Below are 20,851 nucleotides of genomic sequence, written 5' to 3' on the forward strand. Positions count from 1 at the left end.
GGCACGCGGCGGGGCGCGCCGGCCGTCGCCGCCGGCATCCGGGACGCGCCCCGGCCGGTGAACCAGCAGGCCGCGGCTCCGTCACGGCCGATAGGCTGGCCGGGTGGGATCGCGGTGGACGGTGGCTCGGGTGCTCGCGCTGGCCCCGGACGCCGGGTCCGCGCGGGCGGCCCGTGGGCTGGCGAACCCGCGCACCTGGTCCGACCTCGGCAGCACCAGCTCACTCGTCTGGGGCAAGTGCCAGGGCAGCGCCCGCGCCCCCTACCAGGTGACCGTCGACCTCACCGAACCGTCCTTCCGCTGCACCTGCCCGAGCCGCAAGTTCCCCTGCAAGCACGGCCTGGCGCTGCTGCTCATGTGGGCCGCGGGCGACGGCTCCGTCGCCGAGGACGCCGGGCCCGCCGACTGGGTCACCCCCGCCGCACCCCGCCGGGAAGCCGCCAAACCCGACCCCGAGGCGCAGGCCAAGCGCCTGGCCGAGCGGGAGTCGCTCATGTCGGCCGGCCTCGACGACTTCGAGCTGTGGCTGCACGACCTCGTCCGGCAGGGCCTGGCGACCGCCCGCCGCCAGCCGCCCGGGTTCTGGGAGACCGCCGCGGCCCGGCTCGTCGACGCCCAGCTGCCCGGGCTCGCCGACCGGGTCCGCGCCGCCGGCGCCGACATCCACGCCCGCGCCGACTGGGCGCCGCACCTGCTCGGCGAGCTCGGCCGCTGGTACCTCGCGGTCCGCGCGTGGCGGCGCCGCGCCGAGCTGGACGACGCCGCGATGGGCGACCTGCGCACGGTGCTGGGCTGGGCCCGCCGCCGCGACGAGATCGGCGACCGGGTCGCCGACCGGTGGTGGGTCGTCGGCCTGAGCCAGGAGGAGGACGAGCGCCTGCTGTCCCAGCGCACCTGGCTGCACGGCGAGCGCACCGGCGAAACCGTGGTGCTGCTGGACTTCGCCGCCGCCGGGCAGGCGCTGAAGGTCGCGCACGTGCTCGGGTCCGTTGTGGACGGTGAGGTGGCCCGCTACCCCGGCGGCCCGCCCCGCCGCGCCCTGCTCGCCGGCGACGAGCACAAGGTCACGCCCGGCTCCGGCCTGCCGCACGCCACCGACGTCCGCACCGCGCTCGGGCAGGCCGCCCGGTGGCTCGCCGGCAACCCGTGGCTGCGCCGCATCCCCTTGGCGCTGGCCGCGATGACCGTCGTCCCCGGCGACCCGCCGCTGCTCGTCGACCCCGCCGGAGCCGCGCTCACCCTGGCCCCGGGCACCGACGTGTGGCAGCTGCTCGCCCTGTCCGGCGGGCACCCGGTGCCGGTGTTCGGCGAGTGGATCGACGAGCGCCTGCACCCCCTGAGCGTGCAGGTCGACGACCGGCTGGTGGCGCTGTGACCGCGTGGGACGACCTGCTGGGCACGGCGCTCGTCGGCACCGGCCGCCGCCCCTTCGACCTCGCCGCCTCCGGGATTCCGGGCGCAGGCCGCGTCACCGCGGACTCGCCCGAGGCCGCGGTCCTGGCCGCGGCCGCCCTCGCCGCCGGGCACCGGCGCGCGGGCTGGACGCCACCGGTGTGGCGCGGCACCCCGCGGCAACCCGCCGCCCCCGACGACCGTCCCGAGTGCACCCCGGCCGCCGCCCAGCTGCTGGAACTCCTGCTCACCAAGGCCATCCGCCTCGAGGTCGGCACCGAGCTGCTCACCGGCGACTGGCTCGCCGCCGCCCGCGACACCGGACGGCGCCCGCCGTACCGGCTGCTGCCGGAGCTGCTCCGGTTCGGCACGACCACCGCCACCGCGCGCCCGCTGGTCCGCGACGTCCTCGGCCCGCGCGGCGCCTGGCTGGCCGGGCACAACCCGGCGTGGAGCTGGGCCGCCACCGTCCCGCCCGCCGACGTGGCGGAACGGTTCGCCACCGGCACCCGCGCCGAGCGGGTGGCGCTGCTGACCGACCTGCGCGCCACCGCACCCGGCCGCGCGCGCGAACTGATCGAGGAAACCTGGACCGACGAGCCGGCCGCCACCCGCGCCGCCTTCCTCGACACCCTGCGCACCGGCCTGTCCGGCGACGACGAACCGCTGCTCGAACGCGCCCTCGACGACCGCGCCGCGACCGTCCGCGCCGCCGCCACCGCGCTGCTCGACCACCTGCCCGGCTCGGCCCGCGCCCGCCGCATGGCCGAGCGCGCCCAGCAGCTGCACCAGGGCCGCGGCGCGTTCGACCTGCCCGGCGAACCCGACGACGCGGCCCGCCGCGACGGTGTCACCGACCACCGCGAACCTGGTCTCGGCCGCGGCGCGTCCCGGCTGATCCAGATCCTCGCCGCCGCCCCGCTGTCCGCCTGGGATCCGGACTGGATCCCCGAGGCCGGCCACGACGTCCTCCTCGGCTGGACGAAGGCCGCGCTGCGCCAGCGCGACCAGGAGTGGCTCACCGCGCTGGCCCGCCACCAGGCCACCCCCGAGGTGATCGCCGCGCTCACCCCGGCGACCGCCGCGGAGATCCTCGGCGGCAGCCGGAAACTCGATGCCCGGTTCGGCGCGCTGCTCGCCGCCGCGCCAGGGCCGTGGCCCGCGGAGTTCTCCACCGGGATCGTCGGGCGGCTGCGCACCGGCAAGGCCGAGGCCGTGCTGCGGCTCGCCGCCCGCGCGATGGCCGAGCACCTGCACCCCGCGGCGCTGGCCGCCGTCGAGAACTGGCTGCTCGCCCTCGGCACCGAGCACAAACCCACCGCGCGCACCCTGCGCGGCATCGCCCACGCGCTGACCATCCGAGCGACCATCCGGCAGGAGTTCACATGACCGACGTGCTCAGAGCACACGCCGAGCAGCAGCACGCCGACGAGCTGGCTGCCCTCGCGGCCGCCGACGACCGGCCCAAACCACCCAACTGGAAGCTCTCGCCGTGGGCGGTGGCCACCTACGTGCTGGGCGGCGAGGCCCCGGACGGCACGCCGATCACGCCGAAGTACCTCGGCTCGCGCCGTCTCGTCGAGGTCGCGATCGCCACGCTCGCCACCGATCGGGCGCTGCTCCTGCTGGGCGTGCCCGGCACCGCGAAGACGTGGCTGTCCGAGCACCTGGCCGCGGCGATCTCCGGCGACTCGACCCAGCTGGTGCAGGGCACGTCCGGCACCGCCGAGGAGGCGATCCGCTACGGCTGGAACTACGCGCGCCTGCTCGCCGAGGGGCCCTCGCCCAAGGCGCTGGTCGCCAGCCCGGTGCTGCGCGCGATGGAGACCGGCGGCATCGCGCGGATCGAGGAGCTGACCCGCATCCCGTCCGACGTGCAGGATGCGCTGATCACGATCCTCAGCGAGAAGACCCTGCCGATCCCGGAGCTGGACAGCGAGGTGCAGGCGCTCGCCGGGTTCAATGTGATCGCCACCGCCAACGACCGCGACCGCGGCGTGAACGACCTGTCCGCCGCGCTGAAACGCCGCTTCAACGTCGTCGTGCTGCCGCTGCCCGACGACGCGGAGTCCGAAGTGGAGATCGTCCGCCTGCGCGTCGAGCAGCTGGGCCGGTCGCTGCAGCTGCCTGCCGGCGCGGAGAACGTGGACGAGATCCGCCGCGTGGTGACCGTGTTCCGCGAGCTGCGCGACGGGGTCACCACCGACGGGCGCACGAAGATCAAGTCACCGTCGGGCACGCTGTCCACCGCCGAGGCGATCTCGGTGATGACCAACGGGATCGCCCTGGCCACGCACTTCGGTGACGGCGTGGTGCGGGCCGACGACGTGGCGGCCGGCCTGCACGGCGCGGTGGTCAAGGACCCGGTACAGGACCGGATCGTGTGGCAGGAGTACCTGGAGACCGTGGTGCGCGAGCGCAAGCCGTGGTCCGACCTCTACCGCGCGTGCCGGGAACTGGTGTGAGCGTTCACGTCCTCGGCATCCGGCACCACGGGCCCGGTTCGGCCCGCGCGGTCGCCGACGCCCTGGAACGGCTCGACCCCGAGGTCGTGCTGATCGAGGGGCCGCCGGAGCTGGACTCCGTCGCCCCGCTCGCCGCGGCCGCGGGCATGCGCCCGCCGGTGGCCGGGCTGGTGTACGCGACCGACCGGCCGGCGACGGCCGCGTTCTACCCGATGGCGGTGTTCTCCCCGGAGTGGGTGGCGCTGCGGTGGGCTCTGGAGCACGGCAGGCAGGTGCGGTTCCTCGACCTGCCCGCGAACGCCGCGCTGGTGCTGGAGGACGCCGAAGACCCGGCCGCCGAACCGCCGATCGACCCGATCGCGACGCTCGCCGAAGCCGCCGGGTACGACGACCCCGAGCGCTGGTGGGAGGACGCGGTCGAACTGCGTTACCACGGGCTGGAAGTGTTCGACGCGCTGCTCGACGCCATGCGGGCGCTGCGCGAAGGGCACGTGCCCGACCTGCGCACCCAGCGGCGCGAAGCCGCGATGCGGAAGGTGCTGCGGGCGGTCATCCGCGGCGGGGCCGGCACGATCGCGGTGGTGTGCGGGGCCTGGCACGCGCCGGTGCTGGTGCCCTCGGAGTTCCCCGCGCAGGCCGCGGACAACCGGCTGCTCAAGGGGTTGCGCACGACGAAGGTCGCCGCGACCTGGGTGCCGTGGACGTCGTCGCGGCTGGCCAGGGCCAGCGGCTACGGCGCGGGCATCTCCTCCCCCGGCTGGTACCACCACCTGTTCACCACCGCCCGGGACGAGGCGGTGGGCCGCTGGCTGGTGCGGGTGGCGCACCTGCTGCGCCGCGAGCAGCACGACGTGTCCCCGGCCGCGGTGATCGAAGGCGTCCGGCTCGCCGACGCGCTGGCCGTGCTGCGCAACCGCCCGCACCCCGGGCTGCCCGAGGTGCTGGAGGCCTGCCAGGCGGTCCTGTGTGGAGGGTCGGACGTCCCGATGCGGCTGGTCGCCCGCAAGCTGCTGGTCGGCGACATCCTGGGCCGGGTGCCCGCCGAGACGCCGATGGTGCCGCTGGCCAAGGACCTGGAGGCGACCCGGAAACGGTTGCGGCTCAAGCAGAGCGCGGCCGAGCAGCAGCTCGACCTGGACCTGCGCACGCCGACGCACCTGGAGCGCAGCAAGCTGCTGCACCGGCTGCTGCTGCTCGGCGTGCGGTGGGGCGAGCCCGCGGAAACGGCGCGGACGCGGGGCACGTTCCGGGAGTCGTGGGTGCTGGAGTGGCGGCCGGAGCTGGCGGTCGCGTTGATCGAGGCGAGCGGTCACGGCACGACGATCGAGTCCGCGGCGACGGCTGTGGTGGCGCAGCGTGCCGCCGAGGCCGACATCGCCGAGCTGAGCGCCCTGGTCGAGGACACGCTGACCGCGGACCTCCCGGAAGCGCTGGCGGGGGTCCTCGCGGCGCTCGACGAGCGAGCCGCGCGCCAGCACGACACCACCCGGCTGATGGCGGCGGTGGAGCCGATGGCGCGCGTGCGCCGCTACGGCAACGTGCGCCGCGCGGACACCGAGCTGGTGCAGCGGGTGCTGACCGGGGTGGTCACGCGCATCGCGGTCGGGTTGCCCGCCGCGTGCGCCGGTCTCGACGAGGACGCCGGCCGCGAGGTGCGGCAGCTCGTGGACGGCGTGCAGCGCGGCATCGGGCTGCTGGACCAGCAGGAGCTGCGGGAGGTCTGGTACGGCGCGCTGCGGACGGTCGCCGACCGCCTCGGCGTGCCGGGCCTGATCGCCGGCCGCGCGGTGCGGCTGCTGCTGGACGCCGGGCTGCTGGACGTGGCCGACGCCGGGGGCAGGCTGTCCCGGCAGCTGTCGGTCGCCGCGGACGCGACGCAGGCCGCGGGGTGGCTGGAGGGGTTCCTGTCCGGCGAGGCGGCACTGCTGGTGCACGAGCCGGAGCTGCTGGAGATCGTCGACCGGTGGGCCACCGGGGTCGGCGAGGACGTGTTCGACCACCTGCTGCCTTTGCTGCGCCGCACATTCGCCGAATTCAGCGCGCCGGAGCGGCGGGAGATCGGGCTGCGGGTGCGGCGGATCGACCGCGGCGAGGGCGCGTCCGGGGCACGCGCGGCGGACGAGGACCTGGACCACGAGCGGGCGGCGCTGGTGGTGCCGCGGATCCTGGAGCTGCTGGGATGAGCGAACGGCTGCGGCGGTGGCGGATGATGCTGGGCGGACAGGACGCCGACGGCACCGGCGTGTCGCTGTCCGGTGCGGACGCCCGGCGGGACGCCACGCTGGAAGCGTTGTACGACAAGGAAAAGGACCGGCGCGGCGGGCTCGGCGGATCGTCCCCGCGGGTCGCGCGGTGGCTGGGCGACATCCGCGGCTACTTCCCCAGCTCGGTGGTGCAGGTCATGCAGCGCGACGCGATGGAACGGCTCGGGCTGCGCCAGTTGCTGCTGGAGCCGGAGATGCTGGAGTCGGTGCAGCCGGACGTGCACCTGGTGGGCACGCTGCTCTCGCTCAACCGGGCCATTCCCGAACGGTCGCGCGAAACGGCGCGCGCGGTGGTGCGGAAGGTGGTCGAGGACCTGGAGAAGCGCCTGGCGCAGCCCACCCGGCAGGCGGTGGGCGGGGCACTGCACCGCGCCAACCGCACGAACCGGCCCCGGCACGGCGACATCGACTGGAACCGCACGATCCTGGCCAACCTGAAGCACTACCAGCCCGAGCAGCGGACCGTGGTGCCGGAGCGGCTGGTGGGTTTCGGCAGGCGGCTGCCCAGCGTGTCCAGGCAGATCGTGCTGTGCCTGGACCAGAGCGGGTCGATGGCCGCGTCGGTGGTGCACGCGAGCGTGTTCGGGGCGGTGCTCGCCTCGATCCGGTCGCTGCGGACCCAGGTGATCGCGTTCGACACCGCGGTGGCGGACCTGACCGAGTCGGTGTCCGACCCGGTGGAGCTGCTGTTCGGGGTCCAGCTGGGCGGCGGCACCGACATCAACGCGGCGCTGGCGTACTGCCAGAGCCGGATCGACGCCCCGCGCGACACGGTGCTGGTGCTGATCAGCGACCTCTTCGAGGGGGGTGACGAGGCGGAGATGCTGCAGCGCGCGCAGGCCCTGAAGGCCGACGGCGTGCAGGTGGTGTGCCTGCTCGCCCTGAGCGACGACGGGGCGCCCGCCTACGACCACGACAACGCGGCCGCGCTGGCGGCGCTGGGGATTCCGGCGTTCGCGTGCACGCCGGACAAGTTCCCCGACCTGATGGCGGCGGCGGTCCAGCGGCAGGACGTGGGCGCGTGGGCGGCGGCGAACGACATCCCGGCCGCGGCGGCCGGGGACTAGCGCGTTTCCGCCTCTCGCCCGCGATCTTCGTGAGAGGATGCCTTCGCCGCGGCGAAGGAGGGGGCGTGGACGAGCAGCGCATCAGCAATGACCTGAGCGGCACCGTCCACGGCGCGGCTGTCCAGGCCGGATCCATCAGCGGGGGCGTGCACTTCCACCTGTCCACGCCCGCCGCGGAACCCGCACCGCACCCGGCCGCCCCGGCCGGCTGGGGCCAGGCCGCGGCCTTGCCCGCCGACGTCCAAGCCCTGCTCAGGGCCCAGGCGCAAGCTGCGCAGGAGTTGCCGTACCGGCTGCCCGGGGCGCGGCGCCCGGCGCTGGCCACGCTGTACGTGCGCCAGGAGCTCGGCAGCGGGCAGGACGACGACCAGCCCGAGCCGGAGCGCCCGGCCCCCATCGTGGACGACCGGGGCCGGCTCGTGCAGCCGGCGACGGTCCCGGTGTCCCGGCTCGTGGTCCGGCCGCCGTCGCGCTCGGTGCACGACGTGCTGGCCAGCGACGACCACGTGGTCGTGACCGGCGGGCCCGGCCAGGGCAAGTCGACCCTGTCGTTGCGGCTCGCGGCCGAGCTGGCCGGCTGGTGGTCGCCAGGCCAGGAGGGTCAGGCCGGCTCGCTCGAACCGGTTCTGCCGCTGCGGGTGACCGCGCGGGAACTCGCGGCGCGGCTCGACACGCCGTTCCCGCACGCGATCGCGGCGAGCGTCCGCGCCGAGTACGGCGCGCTGCTCGGCAAGCCCGTGGACGCCGACCGGCTGGGTGAGCGCGTCGCCGGGCGCCGGTGGCTGCTGCTGGTCGACGGGCTGGACGAGGTCGCCGACGCCGTCGAGCGCGACCGGCTGGTGACGGTGCTCGCGGCCTGGGCCTCGACCGCCGAGGCGCCCTACCGGATCGTCCTCACCACGAGGCCGATCGAGGGCGCGGCGCTCGCCCCGCTGCAGCGCATCGGTGCGAACCGCTACGAACTCCAGCCCTTCGACGAGACGGCGCTGCGCGACTTCGCGGGCAGGTGGTTCGACCTCGGCGAGGACGCCGACCGGTTCGTGCGGCAGATCCGCGCGGCCCACCTGGACGAGCTCGTCCGCGTGCCGCTGCTCGCGACCATCGCCGCGATCATCTTCGAGCAGCACGGCGACCGCCCGCTGCCCGACAGCCAGTACGAGCTCTACGAGAGCTACCTGAAGTACCTGCGCTCGGCGCAGGCGACCAGGCCGGGCCGGTTCGACGAGGTGTGCGGCCTGCTGCTGGAGCACCTGGGCCGGGTGCGGCTGGAGGCCGACACCTCGCTGGCGGACGCCGCGACCGCCTGGGCCGGGGAACACGTTCCCGGCTGGACGCCGGACGCGCGGGAGGAGCTGATCTCCTCGCTGACCGCGGCCGGCCCGCTCTTCCGCCGTGGCGGCGACCTCCGGTTCCTCCACCACAGCTTCGCCGAGCACCTGGCCGCGACGGCACAGGCGAGACTGCTGCCCGCGCACTTCGACCACGCCCACCCCGGCTTCGCCCTGCTGCTGCACACGGCGAGCGGGGAGTTCCGCGGACGTCACGCGCGCGCGGTGTTGCTGCACTACACCCGCCTGCACCCGGCCGAGGCCGACCGCCTGATCACCTGGCTGCACGCCGGGAACGCCGACGAGCACCTCCTGGCCGCCCGCCTGCTGGCCTGGCGCGTCCCCGCCGGGGCGGGCGTCGTCGACGACTTCCTGGCGACCGTCCGCGCCTGGGCGCGCACCACGCAGTCCCCCGGCGACGAGATCCTGGCGCAGGCCGGCCGTGCCACCCACCACCCCGGTATCGGCGGCTGGTTGTCCGGTCTGATGGACGACGAGGCCTTCCCGTGGCCGTCGCGGGTGGAGGCCGCGACCGCGCTGGCGACGAGGCTGCGCGGCGCGGAGGGCGACGCCGCGCGCCACCGGCTGCGTGAGGTGATCGACCAGGAAGCGATCGCCGTGGAGGTCCGGCTCGCGGCGGCTGAGGCGCTGTCCGACTGCGGCGGCGACGATCGCGCGATCGCCGAGCACGGCCTCGTCTCCGTGCTCGGCGACCAGCGCGCGAGCGCGCTGGAACGCCGGAAGGCCGCGGTCGTGCTGTCGGCGTTCGGCTCCGCGGCGCGGGCCCGCGCGGTCCGCGCGCTCGAGTCCGTCCTGGCCGACCCCTGGGCGCCCGACCGCGATCTCGTCGAAGCCGCGACCGGCCTGGTCGAGATCGGGGTGGAGTTCCACGAGCGGTGCGCGGACGCGTTCCGCGCGATCCTCGGGCGGCACACCGGCCTCAACACCGACCTGACCGACGCGGCCCGGGCTCTGGCTTCGCTGGGCGCACCCCATTTCGACGAGGCGGTGGCGGTGCTGACCGCCCGGATCGAAGACCGGCGGAACGACCGGATCGAGCGGATCTTCGCCGTCGAGGCGCTGGCCGAGCTGGGACCGCAGCACCGCGCGCACGCGGTCACCCTCCTCCAGAGGATCGGCGCCGAGTTCGACGTGCGCCCCCTCGAACGGCGCTTCCTCGCCGACTGCCTGGCCAACCTCGGATTTCCCGAGGAGGCGGTGGAGCGCCTGCGTGCGGTTCTCGCCGACCGCACGGTCACGGTCAACCACAAGTTGTGGGCTGCCCGCAGCCTCGGCGACGCCGCTCCGCAGTACGGCGAGGAAGCCGCCGCGCTGCTGCAGCGCCTGGCCGGGCACCCGCTGGCCCGCGGGTACGAGCGGACCGCGGCGCTCGGGTGGCTGGCCGCGGCCGGGGAACCACACCGTTCCGCCGCGGTGGACGATCTGCGCGACCTCCTCGCGGACACGGCGGCCGATCCGCGCCTGCGCCGCGAGGCGGCCACCCAGCTGGCCCGCCTCGGGCCGGAATTCCACCCGGAGATCGTCGAGCGGCTGGGCGAGATCGCGCACCGCCGCAGGGATCCGGACCTGCGGTCCGACGCGTGGCGGCTGTTGCGGCGTCTCGACGGTTCGGCCGCCGAGCGCGCTGCCGCGGAGTTGCTCCACCTGCTGGGTCCGGACGAGGCCGCGACGTGGGTGGCGTGGCGGGACTTCCCGGTGCCCCAGGTCTCCGACACCGACGACCACGAGGCGCTGGCCCGCGCGGTGATCCGGGTGCTCCGGGACCCGGCACGGCGCGGCGACGCCAGGAGGTCCGCCGCCACCACCCTGGTGACGCTGGGTCGCCCGTACCACCGCGACGCGCTGGACGGGGTGATCGGCCTCCTGCGGTCGCGCACCGTGCCGGACGCGGAACTCCCGTGGCTGGCGCGGAGCCTCACCGGCATGGGGCACGCGCCGCGCGACGAGGCCGCCGAGGTGTTCCGCGAGTTGCTGCGCGGGCCGGCCGTCACCGCGGGGATCGTGTGCGGCGTGGGCGAGGCTCTGGACCACCTCGGTCACCGTGGCGATCCGGAGGTGGTCGCGGCGCTGGAACGCATCGCGTTCGACGAGACCGCGGACGGGGACTCCCGCGGCGAAGCGGCGGTCGCACTGGCCAGGGCGGCGCCGGGCCGGCTCGGCGCGGCCACCGCCGTGGTCCTGTCGAGCCGGCGTGGATCGGACTACCGCTGGGAGACCCGGCTGCGTGCCCTCGCCGCGCTCGGCGCCGACCTGGTGCCGGGGTTGCGGGACGTGACGGCCGGGAGCGCGACGAAACGCATCCGGCGCGAGATCGCCGCCGCGCTGCTCGCCGAGCTGGATCCGGACCTGCGGGAGGAGGCGCTGGCCGAGCTCGAATCGCAGGCCGCCGACGACTGCCTCGGCTTCTCCGACCGCGTCGACGTCTGGATGCGGATCGTGGCGCTGGCCCCGGACCGGCAGGAGGCGGCGATCGCCTTCGTCCGCCGGGTCCTCGAAGACGAGCGGCAGTCCACCACCGACCGGTGCGAGGCCGCGAAGAACCTGGTTCAGCTGGACGACTCACTGGCCGGGCGCTCGCTCACCGTCCTGCGGCGGCTGGCCGCCGACCAGGAACGCGCCGCGCACGAACACGAGCTCGCGGTCTACTGGTGGGACGGGCTCAGCCAGGACCGCACGGACGGACTGCGGCAGGCCAACCTCCTGCGCGCCCGGGACCCCGCGGCCACCGTGTGGTTCCGGGCGCGGCTCGCGCAGCGGTACCGCGGCCGGGAGGCACGGGAGACCCGGCTCGCGCTTCTCGACGACCCGGCGGTCGCACCCGGGGACCGGTTCGCCGGCCTCACCGCCTGGGACGACCCGGACCTGATCGCGGCGGCGGAGTCGGCGCTGGCGGACCTCCTCACCGCGGCGGAGGTTCTGCCCGCGGAACGCGTCGAGGCCGCGGTCACGCTCGCCGGCCTCTCACCCCGGCACCTGCCACGAGCCGTGGGCGTGCTCGCGGAGTTCACCGAGGAGCGGTTCGGCCGGCTCGCGTGGGACAAGCTCGCGGAACTGGACCCGGACTGGCGGCGCCGCCGGATCGCCGAGGCGCACGCCGTGCTCGCCGACGAGTCCCGGCCCTGGCGTGACCACGCCGAGGCGTCCGAGGTGCTGGTGGACCTGGTCTCCGCCGAGGCGGTGGCCGGCTACCTGCGCGGCATGCTCGACGACCCGGTGGTGGGCGACCTCGACCGGGTCGAGATCCGCGTCCTCCTGCGCGACCTGGACGGCCTCGGCGCGCTGCGCCGGATCCGGGACGACGACCAGGCGCCGGCGGCGACCCGGTGGACCGTGGCGAACCGGCTGGCCGGGTTCACGGTCGCCGACCGCGCGGCCGGGGTGCGGACGCTGCACGCGCTCGCCATCGACCGCGCGTGCCGTCCCACGTTGCGGTGGCGCGCCGGACGCGACCTGATGTCGTTCGGCGACCGCGGTCGCGAGCTGGGAGCGCCCGCGCTGCACGGGATCGTGACCGACGAGACGTTGCCGCAGCTCGTCCGCACCGACGCCGCCCGCACGCTCGCCGGCCACCGGCCCGACCTGCGCGGGGAGATGCTGGGGTTCCTGCAGCGGCTCCGCCACACCGGCAAGCCGCTGGCCCGCGTCCAGGTGTGCGAGGCGATCGGGCACTTCGACAGCCTCGACGGCGCGCTCGGGCTGCGCGCCCTCGCCGCGGATCGATCGCTGGGCCCGCGGGTCCGGCTCCGCGCGGCCACGGCGATGGCGAACCTCCAAGCCGATCACCGGGAGGAGGCCGCGCTGGTGGCCCGCGAAGTGGCGCACGACGAGGCGGCGCCGCGTCACGTCCGGGTCAAGGCCGCCCGCCTGCTCGCCCGCCTGAGCCGGCTGTGCCGCGGGGAGGCCAGGGACCTCCTCCGGCGCCTGACCCACGTGGCCGGGAACACCACGCACCCCTTTGCATGATCATGCATCGCCATGCATATACTGTTCCCGTGTCCAAGGTGCTCACCTCTCTGCCTGTCGGTGAACGTGTCGGGATCGCCTTCTCCGGTGGCCTCGACACTTCGGTAGCGGTCGCGTGGATGCGCGAGAAGGGGGCGGTCCCCTGCGCCTACACCGCTGACATCGGGCAGTACGACGAGCCCGACATCGCCTCCGTGCCGGGCCGCGCCCAGACCTACGGCGCGGAGATCGCGCGGCTCGTCGACTGCCGCGAGGCGCTCGTCGAGGAAGGGCTGGCCGCCCTGGCCTGCGGCGCCTTCCACATCCGCTCCGGCGGCCGCGTCTACTTCAACACCACCCCGCTGGGCCGTGCGGTCACCGGCACGCTGCTGGTGCGCGCGATGCTCGAGGACGACGTCCAGATCTGGGGCGACGGCTCCACCTTCAAGGGCAACGACATCGAGCGCTTCTACCGGTACGGCCTGCTCGCCAACCCGGCCCTGCGCATCTACAAGCCGTGGCTGGACGCCGACTTCGTCACCGAGCTGGGCGGCCGCACGGAGATGTCGGAGTGGCTGACGGCCCGGAACCTGCCCTACCGCGCCAGCACCGAGAAGGCCTACTCGACCGACGCGAACATCTGGGGCGCGACCCACGAGGCGAAGGCACTGGAGCACCTGGACGCCGGCATCGAGCTGGTCGAGCCGATCATGGGCGTCCGGTTCTGGGACCCCGAGGTCGAGATCCCCGCCGAGGACGTCACGATCGCCTTCGAGCAGGGCCGCCCGGTGCGCATCAACGGCAAGGAGTTCGCCACCTCCGTCGACCTGGTGCTCGAGGCCAACGCGATCGGCGGGCGGCACGGGCTGGGCATGTCCGACCAGATCGAGAACCGGATCATCGAGGCCAAGAGCCGCGGCATCTACGAGGCCCCGGGCATGGCGCTGCTGCACGCCGCCTACGAGCGCCTGCTCAACGCGATCCACAACGAGGACACGATCGCCAGCTACCACAACGAGGGCCGCCGCCTCGGCCGGCTCATGTACGAGGGCCGCTGGCTCGACCCGCAGTCGCTCATGCTGCGCGAGTCGCTGCAGCGGTGGGTCGGCACGGCGGTCACCGGCGAGGTCACGCTGCGGCTGCGGCGCGGCGAGGACTACTCGATCCTCGACACCACCGGCCCGTCGTTCAGCTACCACCCGGACAAGCTGTCGATGGAGCGCACCGAGGACGCGGCGTTCGGCCCGGTCGACCGCATCGGCCAGCTGACGATGCGCAACCTGGACATCGCCGACTCGCGCTCGCGGCTGGAGCAGTACGCGGGCCTCGGCCTGGTCGGCACCGGCGGCACCCAGCAGCCGAAGCTGGTCGGGGCCGCCCAGGCCGCCTCGACGGGCCTGATCGGCGCCATGACCGAGGGCGGCGCCGAGGTGATCGCCTCCCGCGGCGGCGCCGCGGAGGACGTCGAGCTGCTCGACCACGCCGCGCTGGAAGCCGGCAACGACTGACGCTCCTGGAACGACGGGGCTCGCGCACTCCGCGTGGGCCCCGTCTTCCGTTTTCCGTCAGGCGGACTTCGCCGCTTCGAGGATCAGGTCCGCCACCGCCGCCGGCTCGGACACCGCCACCGCGTGTGAGGCGCCGTCGAGTTCGACCACCTTCCGCGCGCCCGCCCGATCGGCCATGAACCGCTGCGCCGCCGCCGGGATGTTCTTGTCCCCCAGTGGGATCAGGAACCACGACGGGATGTCGCGCCACGCGGCGTGCGTCGCCTCCTGCGACAGGGCCACGTCGCGCACCGGTCGCTGCGTCGCCGCCATGAGCGCGGCTTCGGCCGCCGGCACGTCGGCGGCGAACTGCCCGTGGAACTCGTCCGGTCTGATCGACATGTCGTTGCTGCCGTCGCCGAGCGGGACCGGGTCGAGCGTCGCGCCGAGCGTGCTGCCCGGATACTTGCCGGACAGCCCGAGCGCCGACTCCCCCGCCTCCGGCGCGAACGCCGCGACGTAGACGAGCGCCTTGACCTGTGGGTTTCCCGCCGCGGCCTCGGTGGCGACCATGCCGCCGTACGAGTGGCCCGCCAGCACCACCGGGCCCTCGATCCCGGACAGCACCCGCCGCAGGTACTCGGCGTCGCCCGCGAGGCTGCGCAGCGGGTTCGCCACCGCGACGACCCGGCGCCCCTGCTCCCGCAGCCGGGCGATCACCCCGTTCCAGCCGGCCGACTCGGCGAACGCGCCGTGCACCAGGACCACCGTCTCAGTCATGTCGATCCTTTCAGTTGTTTCCAATTAAGTTGTGCACAACCGAACGTAGCAGAACGCGCTGGCGAACGACAGTGCCGGCGTGGAAGAATGCACTTTGAGATGAATAGTGCAACCACCCGGCGGATGGCCGCCACCGCCGCCCTGGTCACCACCGTGGCGCGGCAGCTCACCGCCGAGCGGGGGCTGACCGGCTTCACCGTCGAGGAGGTGTGCGAGCGGGCCGGCATCTCGCGCCGCACCTTCTTCAACTACTTCGCCACCAAGGACGACGCCGTCCTCGGCCGGTCCGCGCACCGGGACGACCACGATCTGGTCGAGGAGTTCCTCGCCGCGGGCGGCGACGTGCTCGACGACCTCGTGCGGCTCACCGCGGGCCGGTGGGTCCGCGCCGACATCACGGTCGAGAAGTGCCGCGAGGTGCAGGCCGCCGTCGAGCGGGAACCCCGCCTGCTCGCCAGGTTCTTCGAGCAGCTGCTACGCGACGAACAGTCCGATGTGGAGCTGGTCGAGCGCCGCGAAGGACTGCCCGCGGGCGACCTGCGCGCCGCCGCCGCGGTGCAGATCGTCGGCGCCCTCGCCGGGGCGTCGGTGCGCGAGTTCCTCCGCGAGGGCAACACGACCAGCTTCGGCGACCTCCTCACGCGCCGGCTCGCCGCCGCGCGCACCCTCCTGTCCCCCGAACCCGAACGGACGCCATGACGACCACCGCGCCTGCCCCGCTGCTGCTGACCCAGCGGCGGATCTGGATCATCTTCAGCGCCCTCATCGCGGGCATGCTGCTGTCCAGCCTCGACCAGACGATCGTGGCGACCGCGATGCCGACCATCGTCGGTGACCTCGGCGGCGTCGAGCACCAGGTGTGGATCACCACCGCCTACCTGCTCGCGACCACGATCGTCATGCCGATCTACGGCAAGTTCGGCGACGTCCTCGGCCGCAGGCGGCTGTTCCTCGTCGCGATCGCGTTGTTCACCCTCGCCTCCGTGGGATGCGCGTTCGCCACCGACTTCTGGGTGTTCGTGGTGTTCCGCGCGCTGCAGGGCTTCGGCGGCGGCGGGCTGATGATCCTGTCCCAGGCCATCATCGCCGACATCGTGCCGGCCAACGAGCGCGGCAAGTACCTGGGCCCGCTCGGCGGCGTGTTCGGGCTGTCGGCCGTCGGCGGCCCGCTGCTCGGCGGGTTCTTCGTCGACCACCTCACCTGGCAGTGGGCGTTCTACATCAACATCCCGGTCGGCGTCGCGGCGTTCGTCATCGCGCTGGTCGCGCTGACGCTGCCGAGCAAGAAGGCGACCCAGCCGATCGACCTGGCCGGCGTGGTGTCGTTGTCGCTGGCCACCACCTGCCTGATCTTCTTCACCGATTTCGGGGGCGACAAGGACCACGGATGGGCCGCGATGGAGACCTGGGCGTGGGGCCTCGGCCTGCTCGTATCGGCGGCGGTCTTCGTCGTGGCCGAGAAACGTGCGGCGGACCCGATCATCCCGCTGAGCCTGTTCCGCAACGGGATCTTCGTCAACGCCACCGCGATCGGGCTCGCGCTCGGCCTCGGCATGTTCGCCGCGATCGGGTTCGTGCCGACGTTCCTGCAGATGTCCTCGGGCACTTCGGCGGCCGCGTCCGGCCTGCTGCTCCTGCCGATGATGGTGGGCCTCATCGGCACTTCGATCGTGTCCGGGTCGGCGATCACGAAGACCGGGCGGTACCGCATCCACCCGATCCTCGGCACGGTGATCACGGCCGTGGCGATGGTCCTGATGACCACGCTCGCCGCGGACACGCCGATCTGGCTGATCTGTGTGTACCTGTTCGTGTTCGGCGCCGGGCTCGGGCTGATCATGCAGGTCGTGGTGCTGGTGGTGCAGAACGCCGTGCCCGCGGCGATGATCGGCACCGCGACGAGCACGAACAACTACTTCCGCGAGGTCGGCGCGGCGCTCGGCACGGCGGTGTTCGGCACCATCTTCACCACGCGGCTGACGGAGAACCTCAACGGCGTCTTCACCGCCGCCGGCGCCTCGGCCACGGACGCCTCGGCCGCCACCGCGACCCTCGACCCGGCCGCGTTGAACCAGCTGCCGGAACCGGTGCGCGACGGCGTGGTCACCGCCTACGCCGACGCGCTCGCCCCGGTGTTCTGGTACCTGCTGCCGTTCATCGGGATCGCGTTCGCCTTGTCGCTGGTGCTGAAGCAGATCCCGCTCTCGGACGTGGCCGGGCTGGTCGCCCGCGGCGAAGCCATCGGCGGCGAGGAGGCCGAACGCCTGGCGGCCGAGCAGCGCCGCGCCTGACGCCTCACGGGCGGCCGTCGAACACCGGACGCAGACGACGCTCCAATTCGGACTCGTCGACAGCGGTCGTGCGTCGAAAATCGTGGGCACCCAACCGGAACGGCAAGCACCGTCGCCACCTCGGGTTCCCGGCAGGGTGAACTCCGCGACCTTCTCACCGATGCGCGCCCGCCGGACCGGGGCGGCTTCCGAGGTGTCTGGGCTGCCCGGCTCCCGGGCATGACGAACTCGTCGTGTGCGAACTCCTCCTCCTGGTAGTCGGTGCGGCGCAGGTAGATCACCAGCGCCATGAGGTGCGGCCCGAGGCCGGCGCGTACGCCCGAGCGTCGTCGTTGCGGACGTAGAGCTTCGGCGACCGGCACACCCTCGGGTCCAAGCCGGCCTCGTCGCCCGCGCTCACCGTGGTCTCCGCTCGCGGCGCCACACCCCAGTCCGGCCCGCCGGGGCGGCCGATGCCACGTGGGCCGGGTGTTCGGCGAGCCGGTTCTCGAACTCCGCGGTCGGCACGACGGGGTCCGGCATGGGCGGTTCCGGCTCGGCCGGCGCGCAGGCAACCCGAACGTGGCGCAGCAGACACTTTGCCGTGATGCGGATGTGATCTTCCCGTTATCTGTGCTAGCTTTCCGAACCGTTCGGCTGGGGGACCAACCGAAACAGGAAAGATCGCACATGAAACGCACGTTGCCGGCGGTGTTGCTCGCCGCTCCCCTGGTCCTGCTGAGCGCTGCGGCCTGCGACCCCGGGAGTTCCTGGGCCACGCAGGCCTCCCGCGGCGGACCTGCCCCGTCGTCCAGCGCGAGCTCCGCGCCGGGCACGACCAGCGCCGAGGCGAGCAGCACGACCAGCACCCCGCCCATCACGTCCAGCACATCCAGCAAGTCCAGCAGCACGACGCCCCGAAGCACGTCCGCCACGAGCACGTCCGGCACCAGCACGTCGGGCACCAGCACCTCCGCCGCGAGCACCCCCGCGCCGGAGAAGACCTGCGCAGACCCGGTGTTCACCACCAGCGACCCCGACGGCGGCTGGTCCGACGGCGGCTACTACGTGCACAACAACATGTGGAACCAGGACGAGGCGGGCCCGGAAACGCTGCATGCCTGCGCCCACGACAACTGGTACGTCGACTCGACCCAGCCCGACTCCACGTCGGTGAAGACCTACCCGAACGTCCACAAGGACATCAACAACCTCGACGGCGCGCCGCTGTCGGACTACTCCACCATCACCTCCACCTTCGCCGGCCGCGGGCCCGCCACCGGGATCTACGACGTCGCCTACGACATCTGGCTCAACGGCGTCGGTCAGCAGCCCGGGGTCACCGAACTGATGGTGTGGACGGAGAACCACAACCAGGTGCCCTCCGGGGAGAAGGTCGCCACCTACACCGCGGGCGGCGTGACCTACGACGTGTGGGCCAACGGCAGCGGCTACCTCGCCTTCGTCGCGCAGTCCACCCAGTACTCCGGCAACATCGACATCAAGGCGATGATCGACTGGTCGGTCGGCCGCGGCTACATTCCGCCGAACCCGACCGTCAACCAGCTCGGCTACGGCATCGAGTTCTGCTCCACCGGCGGCGTGCCCGCCCGGTTCACCGTCTCCGACTTCTCCGTGACGATGAACTGATTCCGCCGGCCGCGTCCCGCCCGTCCCCGGACGGGCGGGACGCCTTCGCCGCCGCCTGGGAGGACCTGGCCGCGGTCGCGAGCAAGACCGTCAGCTGAGCACTTCGCGCTGGCGCAGGTGCTCCACGAGCTGCCCGCCGACGTGCTCGATGTGCGCCGACATCGCCTTGCGGGCCCCCTCCGGGTCACGGGCGCGCAGGGCCCGGAAGATCGAGCTGTGGTCATGGGCCGAGGCCGACGACCACCCCTCGATCGAGGCGTAGTACCCGAGCGGCACGTAGTTCACCGTGACGCCGAGCAGGACGGCCAGCCGCGCCGAGTCCGACGCCTTGTTGATCGTGCGGTGGATCTGGTAGTTCAGCGACTCGACGAGGTCGAAGTCGCCGTCCCGCTCCGCCTGCTCCAGCTTGGCCTGGGTCTCCTCCAGCAGGTCCAGCTCCTCGTCCCGCAGCTCGGTGGCGGCGCGGGCGGCGAGCTCGCCCGCGATGAAGGCCTGCACCCGGAACAGGTCGCCGACGTCCCGGGTGGTCAGCGGCACGACCCGGTAGCCGCGCCGCGGCTCCCACCGCACCGACCCCTCGCTGCCCAGCAGCATCAGCGCCTCGCGCACCGGGGTGGGGCTGACGCCGAGCTCCTCGGCCAGCCGCTCGGTGCGGATGTACTCGCCGGCGCGAAACTGGCCGACCATGATGCCCTCGCGGATGTAGGCGGCGACCTTTTCGCTGAGCTGCTGCTTGTTCTCGAACGACGTGCGCCGCAGGCTGCCCCCGCGGCCGTGCGTTGCACCCATGACGCGCCTCCGTGCCGGCCATCCGCCGCCATCCTATATCCCATAGAAAAGTGTGTGATGTGGATAACCGGCGGCTGCCCTCTCGCAGATTCTATAGAATAGAGTCCTGGCGAGCGCTTGCCGGAGCGGGCGAGCCGAGACCGCCCGAGGGGAGTCGCCGTGACCGACCGCAACGCGACCTACGCGGACGGCGCCTTCCAGCCGGGCGGCCCGCACACGATCCCGGTCGAGAACCTGGCAACCACGCGGGTCATCGGCGTGGTGCCGGACGGCACCGCGACCGACACCGCCCGAGCCGCTTTCCCGTCCTGGTCAAGCACTTCCGCACGGCCGGGGCGCGCTGCGGCCGACGTCGGTGTTGTGGTCGCGCTACCCCACGTTCACGAGCTGGCACGGGACTCCATGCCGGCGCGGCACCCGCTGTTCGCGCCGCTCACGCAGCCCGGCGCCGGCGGCTACCTCGCGCTCGCGGGGCGGTCGACGGGTGAGCGATAGTGAGAACCACGCAACGCAGGAAGGACACCGGATGGACGGCCTGACCGAGGACGAGACGGCGATCGTCGCGGCGGTCGGCGAGTGGGTCGACCGCGAGGTGCGGCCGGTGGCGCGGGAGCTGGAGCACGCGAACACCTACCCCGAGAAGCTCATCGAGGCGATGAAGCAGATGGGCATCTTCGGGCTGGCGATCCCGGCGCCGTGGGGCGAGGCGTCGGTGTCGGCGCAGTGCTACGCCGCGGTCACCGAGGAACTGGCGCGCGGCTGGATGAGCCTCGCCGGGGCGATGGGCGGGCACACGGTGGTCGCCAAGCTGCTGGTCGACTACGGCACGCGGGAGCAGCAGGACCGCTACCTGCCGCGGATGGCGACCGGCGAGCTGCGGGCCACGATGGCGCTGACCGAGCCCGGCGGCGGATCCGACCTGCAGGCCCTGCGCACGACCGCGCGCCGCGACGGCCCGGAGTACGTGGTCAACGGGTCCAAGACCTGGATCACCAACGCCCGCCGCTCGGACCTGGTCGCGCTGCTGTGCAAGACCGACCCGGCGGCCGACCCGCCGCACCGGGGGATCAGCGTGCTGTTGGTGGAAAAGGGCGCCGGTTTCCACGTGTCCCGTGATCTGCCGAAGCTCGGTTACAAGGGCGTCGAGAGTTGCGAGCTGTCCTTCGACGACCTCCGCGTCCCGGCCGGCGCCGTACTGGGCGGCGTCGAGGGCCAAGGGTTCGCGCAGATGATGCGCGGGCTGGAGATCGGGCGGATCCAGGTCGCCTCCCGCGCCCTCGGCGTGGCGCGGGCCGCGTTGGAGGATTCGCTGCGGTATGCCCAGGAGCGGGAGTCGTTCGGCAAGCCGATCTGGCAGCACCAGTCGATCGGGAACTATCTGGCGGATATGGCGACG

Annotated in this window: 14 protein-coding genes; 12 read left to right on the plus strand and 2 right to left on the minus strand. The window is 73.6% G+C overall.

Translation table 11 applies throughout. The annotated features are described in order from the left end of the window. The first annotated feature begins 103 nt into the window (after positions 1 to 103). The 7 genes from ACCP09_RS36915 (at position 104) to argG (ending at position 13,987) form a co-directional block, all read left to right on the plus strand. Complete coding sequence (locus tag ACCP09_RS36915) at positions 104 to 1,375, plus strand: SWIM zinc finger family protein (protein ID WP_433753569.1); 1,272 nt, start codon at positions 104 to 106, stop codon at positions 1,373 to 1,375. Further along, complete coding sequence (locus tag ACCP09_RS36920; protein ID WP_433753571.1) at positions 1,372 to 2,781, plus strand: DUF5691 domain-containing protein; 1,410 nt, start codon at positions 1,372 to 1,374, stop codon at positions 2,779 to 2,781. The genes ACCP09_RS36915 and ACCP09_RS36920 overlap by 4 nt, the downstream gene beginning before the upstream one ends. Then, positions 2,778 to 3,857 (plus strand): ATP-binding protein, encoded by a 1,080-nt coding sequence (locus ACCP09_RS36925; RefSeq protein WP_027930041.1) that lies wholly within the window; start codon positions 2,778 to 2,780, stop codon positions 3,855 to 3,857. The genes ACCP09_RS36920 and ACCP09_RS36925 overlap by 4 nt, the downstream gene beginning before the upstream one ends. Beyond that, positions 3,854 to 6,040, plus strand: a complete 2,187-nt coding sequence (locus ACCP09_RS36930; protein ID WP_027930042.1) for a DUF5682 family protein — start codon at positions 3,854 to 3,856, stop codon at positions 6,038 to 6,040. Before ACCP09_RS36925 ends, ACCP09_RS36930 begins: the two co-directional genes overlap by 4 nt. Beyond that, complete coding sequence (locus ACCP09_RS36935) at positions 6,037 to 7,188, plus strand: VWA domain-containing protein (protein WP_433753574.1); 1,152 nt, start codon at positions 6,037 to 6,039, stop codon at positions 7,186 to 7,188. Before ACCP09_RS36930 ends, ACCP09_RS36935 begins: the two co-directional genes overlap by 4 nt. Before the next feature lie 65 nt (positions 7,189 to 7,253). Then, positions 7,254 to 12,500: an NACHT domain-containing protein gene (locus ACCP09_RS36940; protein ID WP_433753576.1), complete on the plus strand. Its 5,247-nt coding sequence runs from the start codon at positions 7,254 to 7,256 to the stop codon at positions 12,498 to 12,500. 29 nt (positions 12,501 to 12,529) lie between these two features. Next, positions 12,530 to 13,987: an argininosuccinate synthase gene (gene argG, locus ACCP09_RS36945; RefSeq protein WP_123687602.1), complete on the plus strand. Its 1,458-nt coding sequence runs from the start codon at positions 12,530 to 12,532 to the stop codon at positions 13,985 to 13,987. Between the two features lie 57 nt (positions 13,988 to 14,044). Here the strand turns inward: argG and ACCP09_RS36950 are convergent, their stop codons facing one another. After that, positions 14,045 to 14,746 (minus strand): alpha/beta fold hydrolase, encoded by a 702-nt coding sequence (locus ACCP09_RS36950; RefSeq protein WP_433753578.1) that lies wholly within the window; start codon positions 14,744 to 14,746, stop codon positions 14,045 to 14,047. A gap of 99 nt (positions 14,747 to 14,845) precedes the next feature. On the opposite strand from ACCP09_RS36950, the gene ACCP09_RS36955 reads away from it, so the two are divergent. The 3 genes from ACCP09_RS36955 (at position 14,846) to ACCP09_RS36965 (ending at position 18,666) form a co-directional block, all read left to right on the plus strand. Then, positions 14,846 to 15,445, plus strand: a complete 600-nt coding sequence (locus tag ACCP09_RS36955) for a TetR/AcrR family transcriptional regulator (RefSeq protein ID WP_400990366.1) — start codon at positions 14,846 to 14,848, stop codon at positions 15,443 to 15,445. Continuing rightward, positions 15,442 to 17,037: an MDR family MFS transporter gene (locus ACCP09_RS36960; RefSeq protein ID WP_433753581.1), complete on the plus strand. Its 1,596-nt coding sequence runs from the start codon at positions 15,442 to 15,444 to the stop codon at positions 17,035 to 17,037. Before ACCP09_RS36955 ends, ACCP09_RS36960 begins: the two co-directional genes overlap by 4 nt. A 669-nt stretch (positions 17,038 to 17,706) precedes the next feature. Next, positions 17,707 to 18,666: a GH12 family glycosyl hydrolase domain-containing protein gene (locus ACCP09_RS36965; protein WP_433753583.1), complete on the plus strand. Its 960-nt coding sequence runs from the start codon at positions 17,707 to 17,709 to the stop codon at positions 18,664 to 18,666. 90 nt (positions 18,667 to 18,756) lie between these two features. Here ACCP09_RS36965 and ACCP09_RS36970 read toward each other — a convergent pair whose 3' ends face one another. Further along, positions 18,757 to 19,455, minus strand: coding sequence for a GntR family transcriptional regulator (locus tag ACCP09_RS36970; protein ID WP_378331918.1), 699 nt, complete (start codon positions 19,453 to 19,455; stop codon positions 18,757 to 18,759). Positions 19,456 to 19,614: 159 nt separating this feature from the next. Between ACCP09_RS36970 and ACCP09_RS36975 the strand changes: the two genes are divergently transcribed. Both ACCP09_RS36975 and ACCP09_RS36980 read left to right on the plus strand, forming a co-directional pair. Further along, positions 19,615 to 19,950 carry a hypothetical protein gene (locus tag ACCP09_RS36975; protein WP_433753586.1) on the plus strand — a complete coding sequence of 112 codons (336 nt, stop codon included), beginning with the start codon at positions 19,615 to 19,617 and terminating at the stop codon, positions 19,948 to 19,950. 31 nt (positions 19,951 to 19,981) lie between these two features. Continuing rightward, positions 19,982 to 20,851 (plus strand): acyl-CoA dehydrogenase family protein (locus ACCP09_RS36980; protein ID WP_433753588.1); only part of this gene is annotated, 870 nt, incomplete at its 3' end.

This window comes from Amycolatopsis sp. 3B14, from assembly GCF_050958625.1.
Classification (GTDB): Bacteria; Actinomycetota; Actinomycetes; order Mycobacteriales; family Pseudonocardiaceae; genus Amycolatopsis_E; species Amycolatopsis_E thermoflava.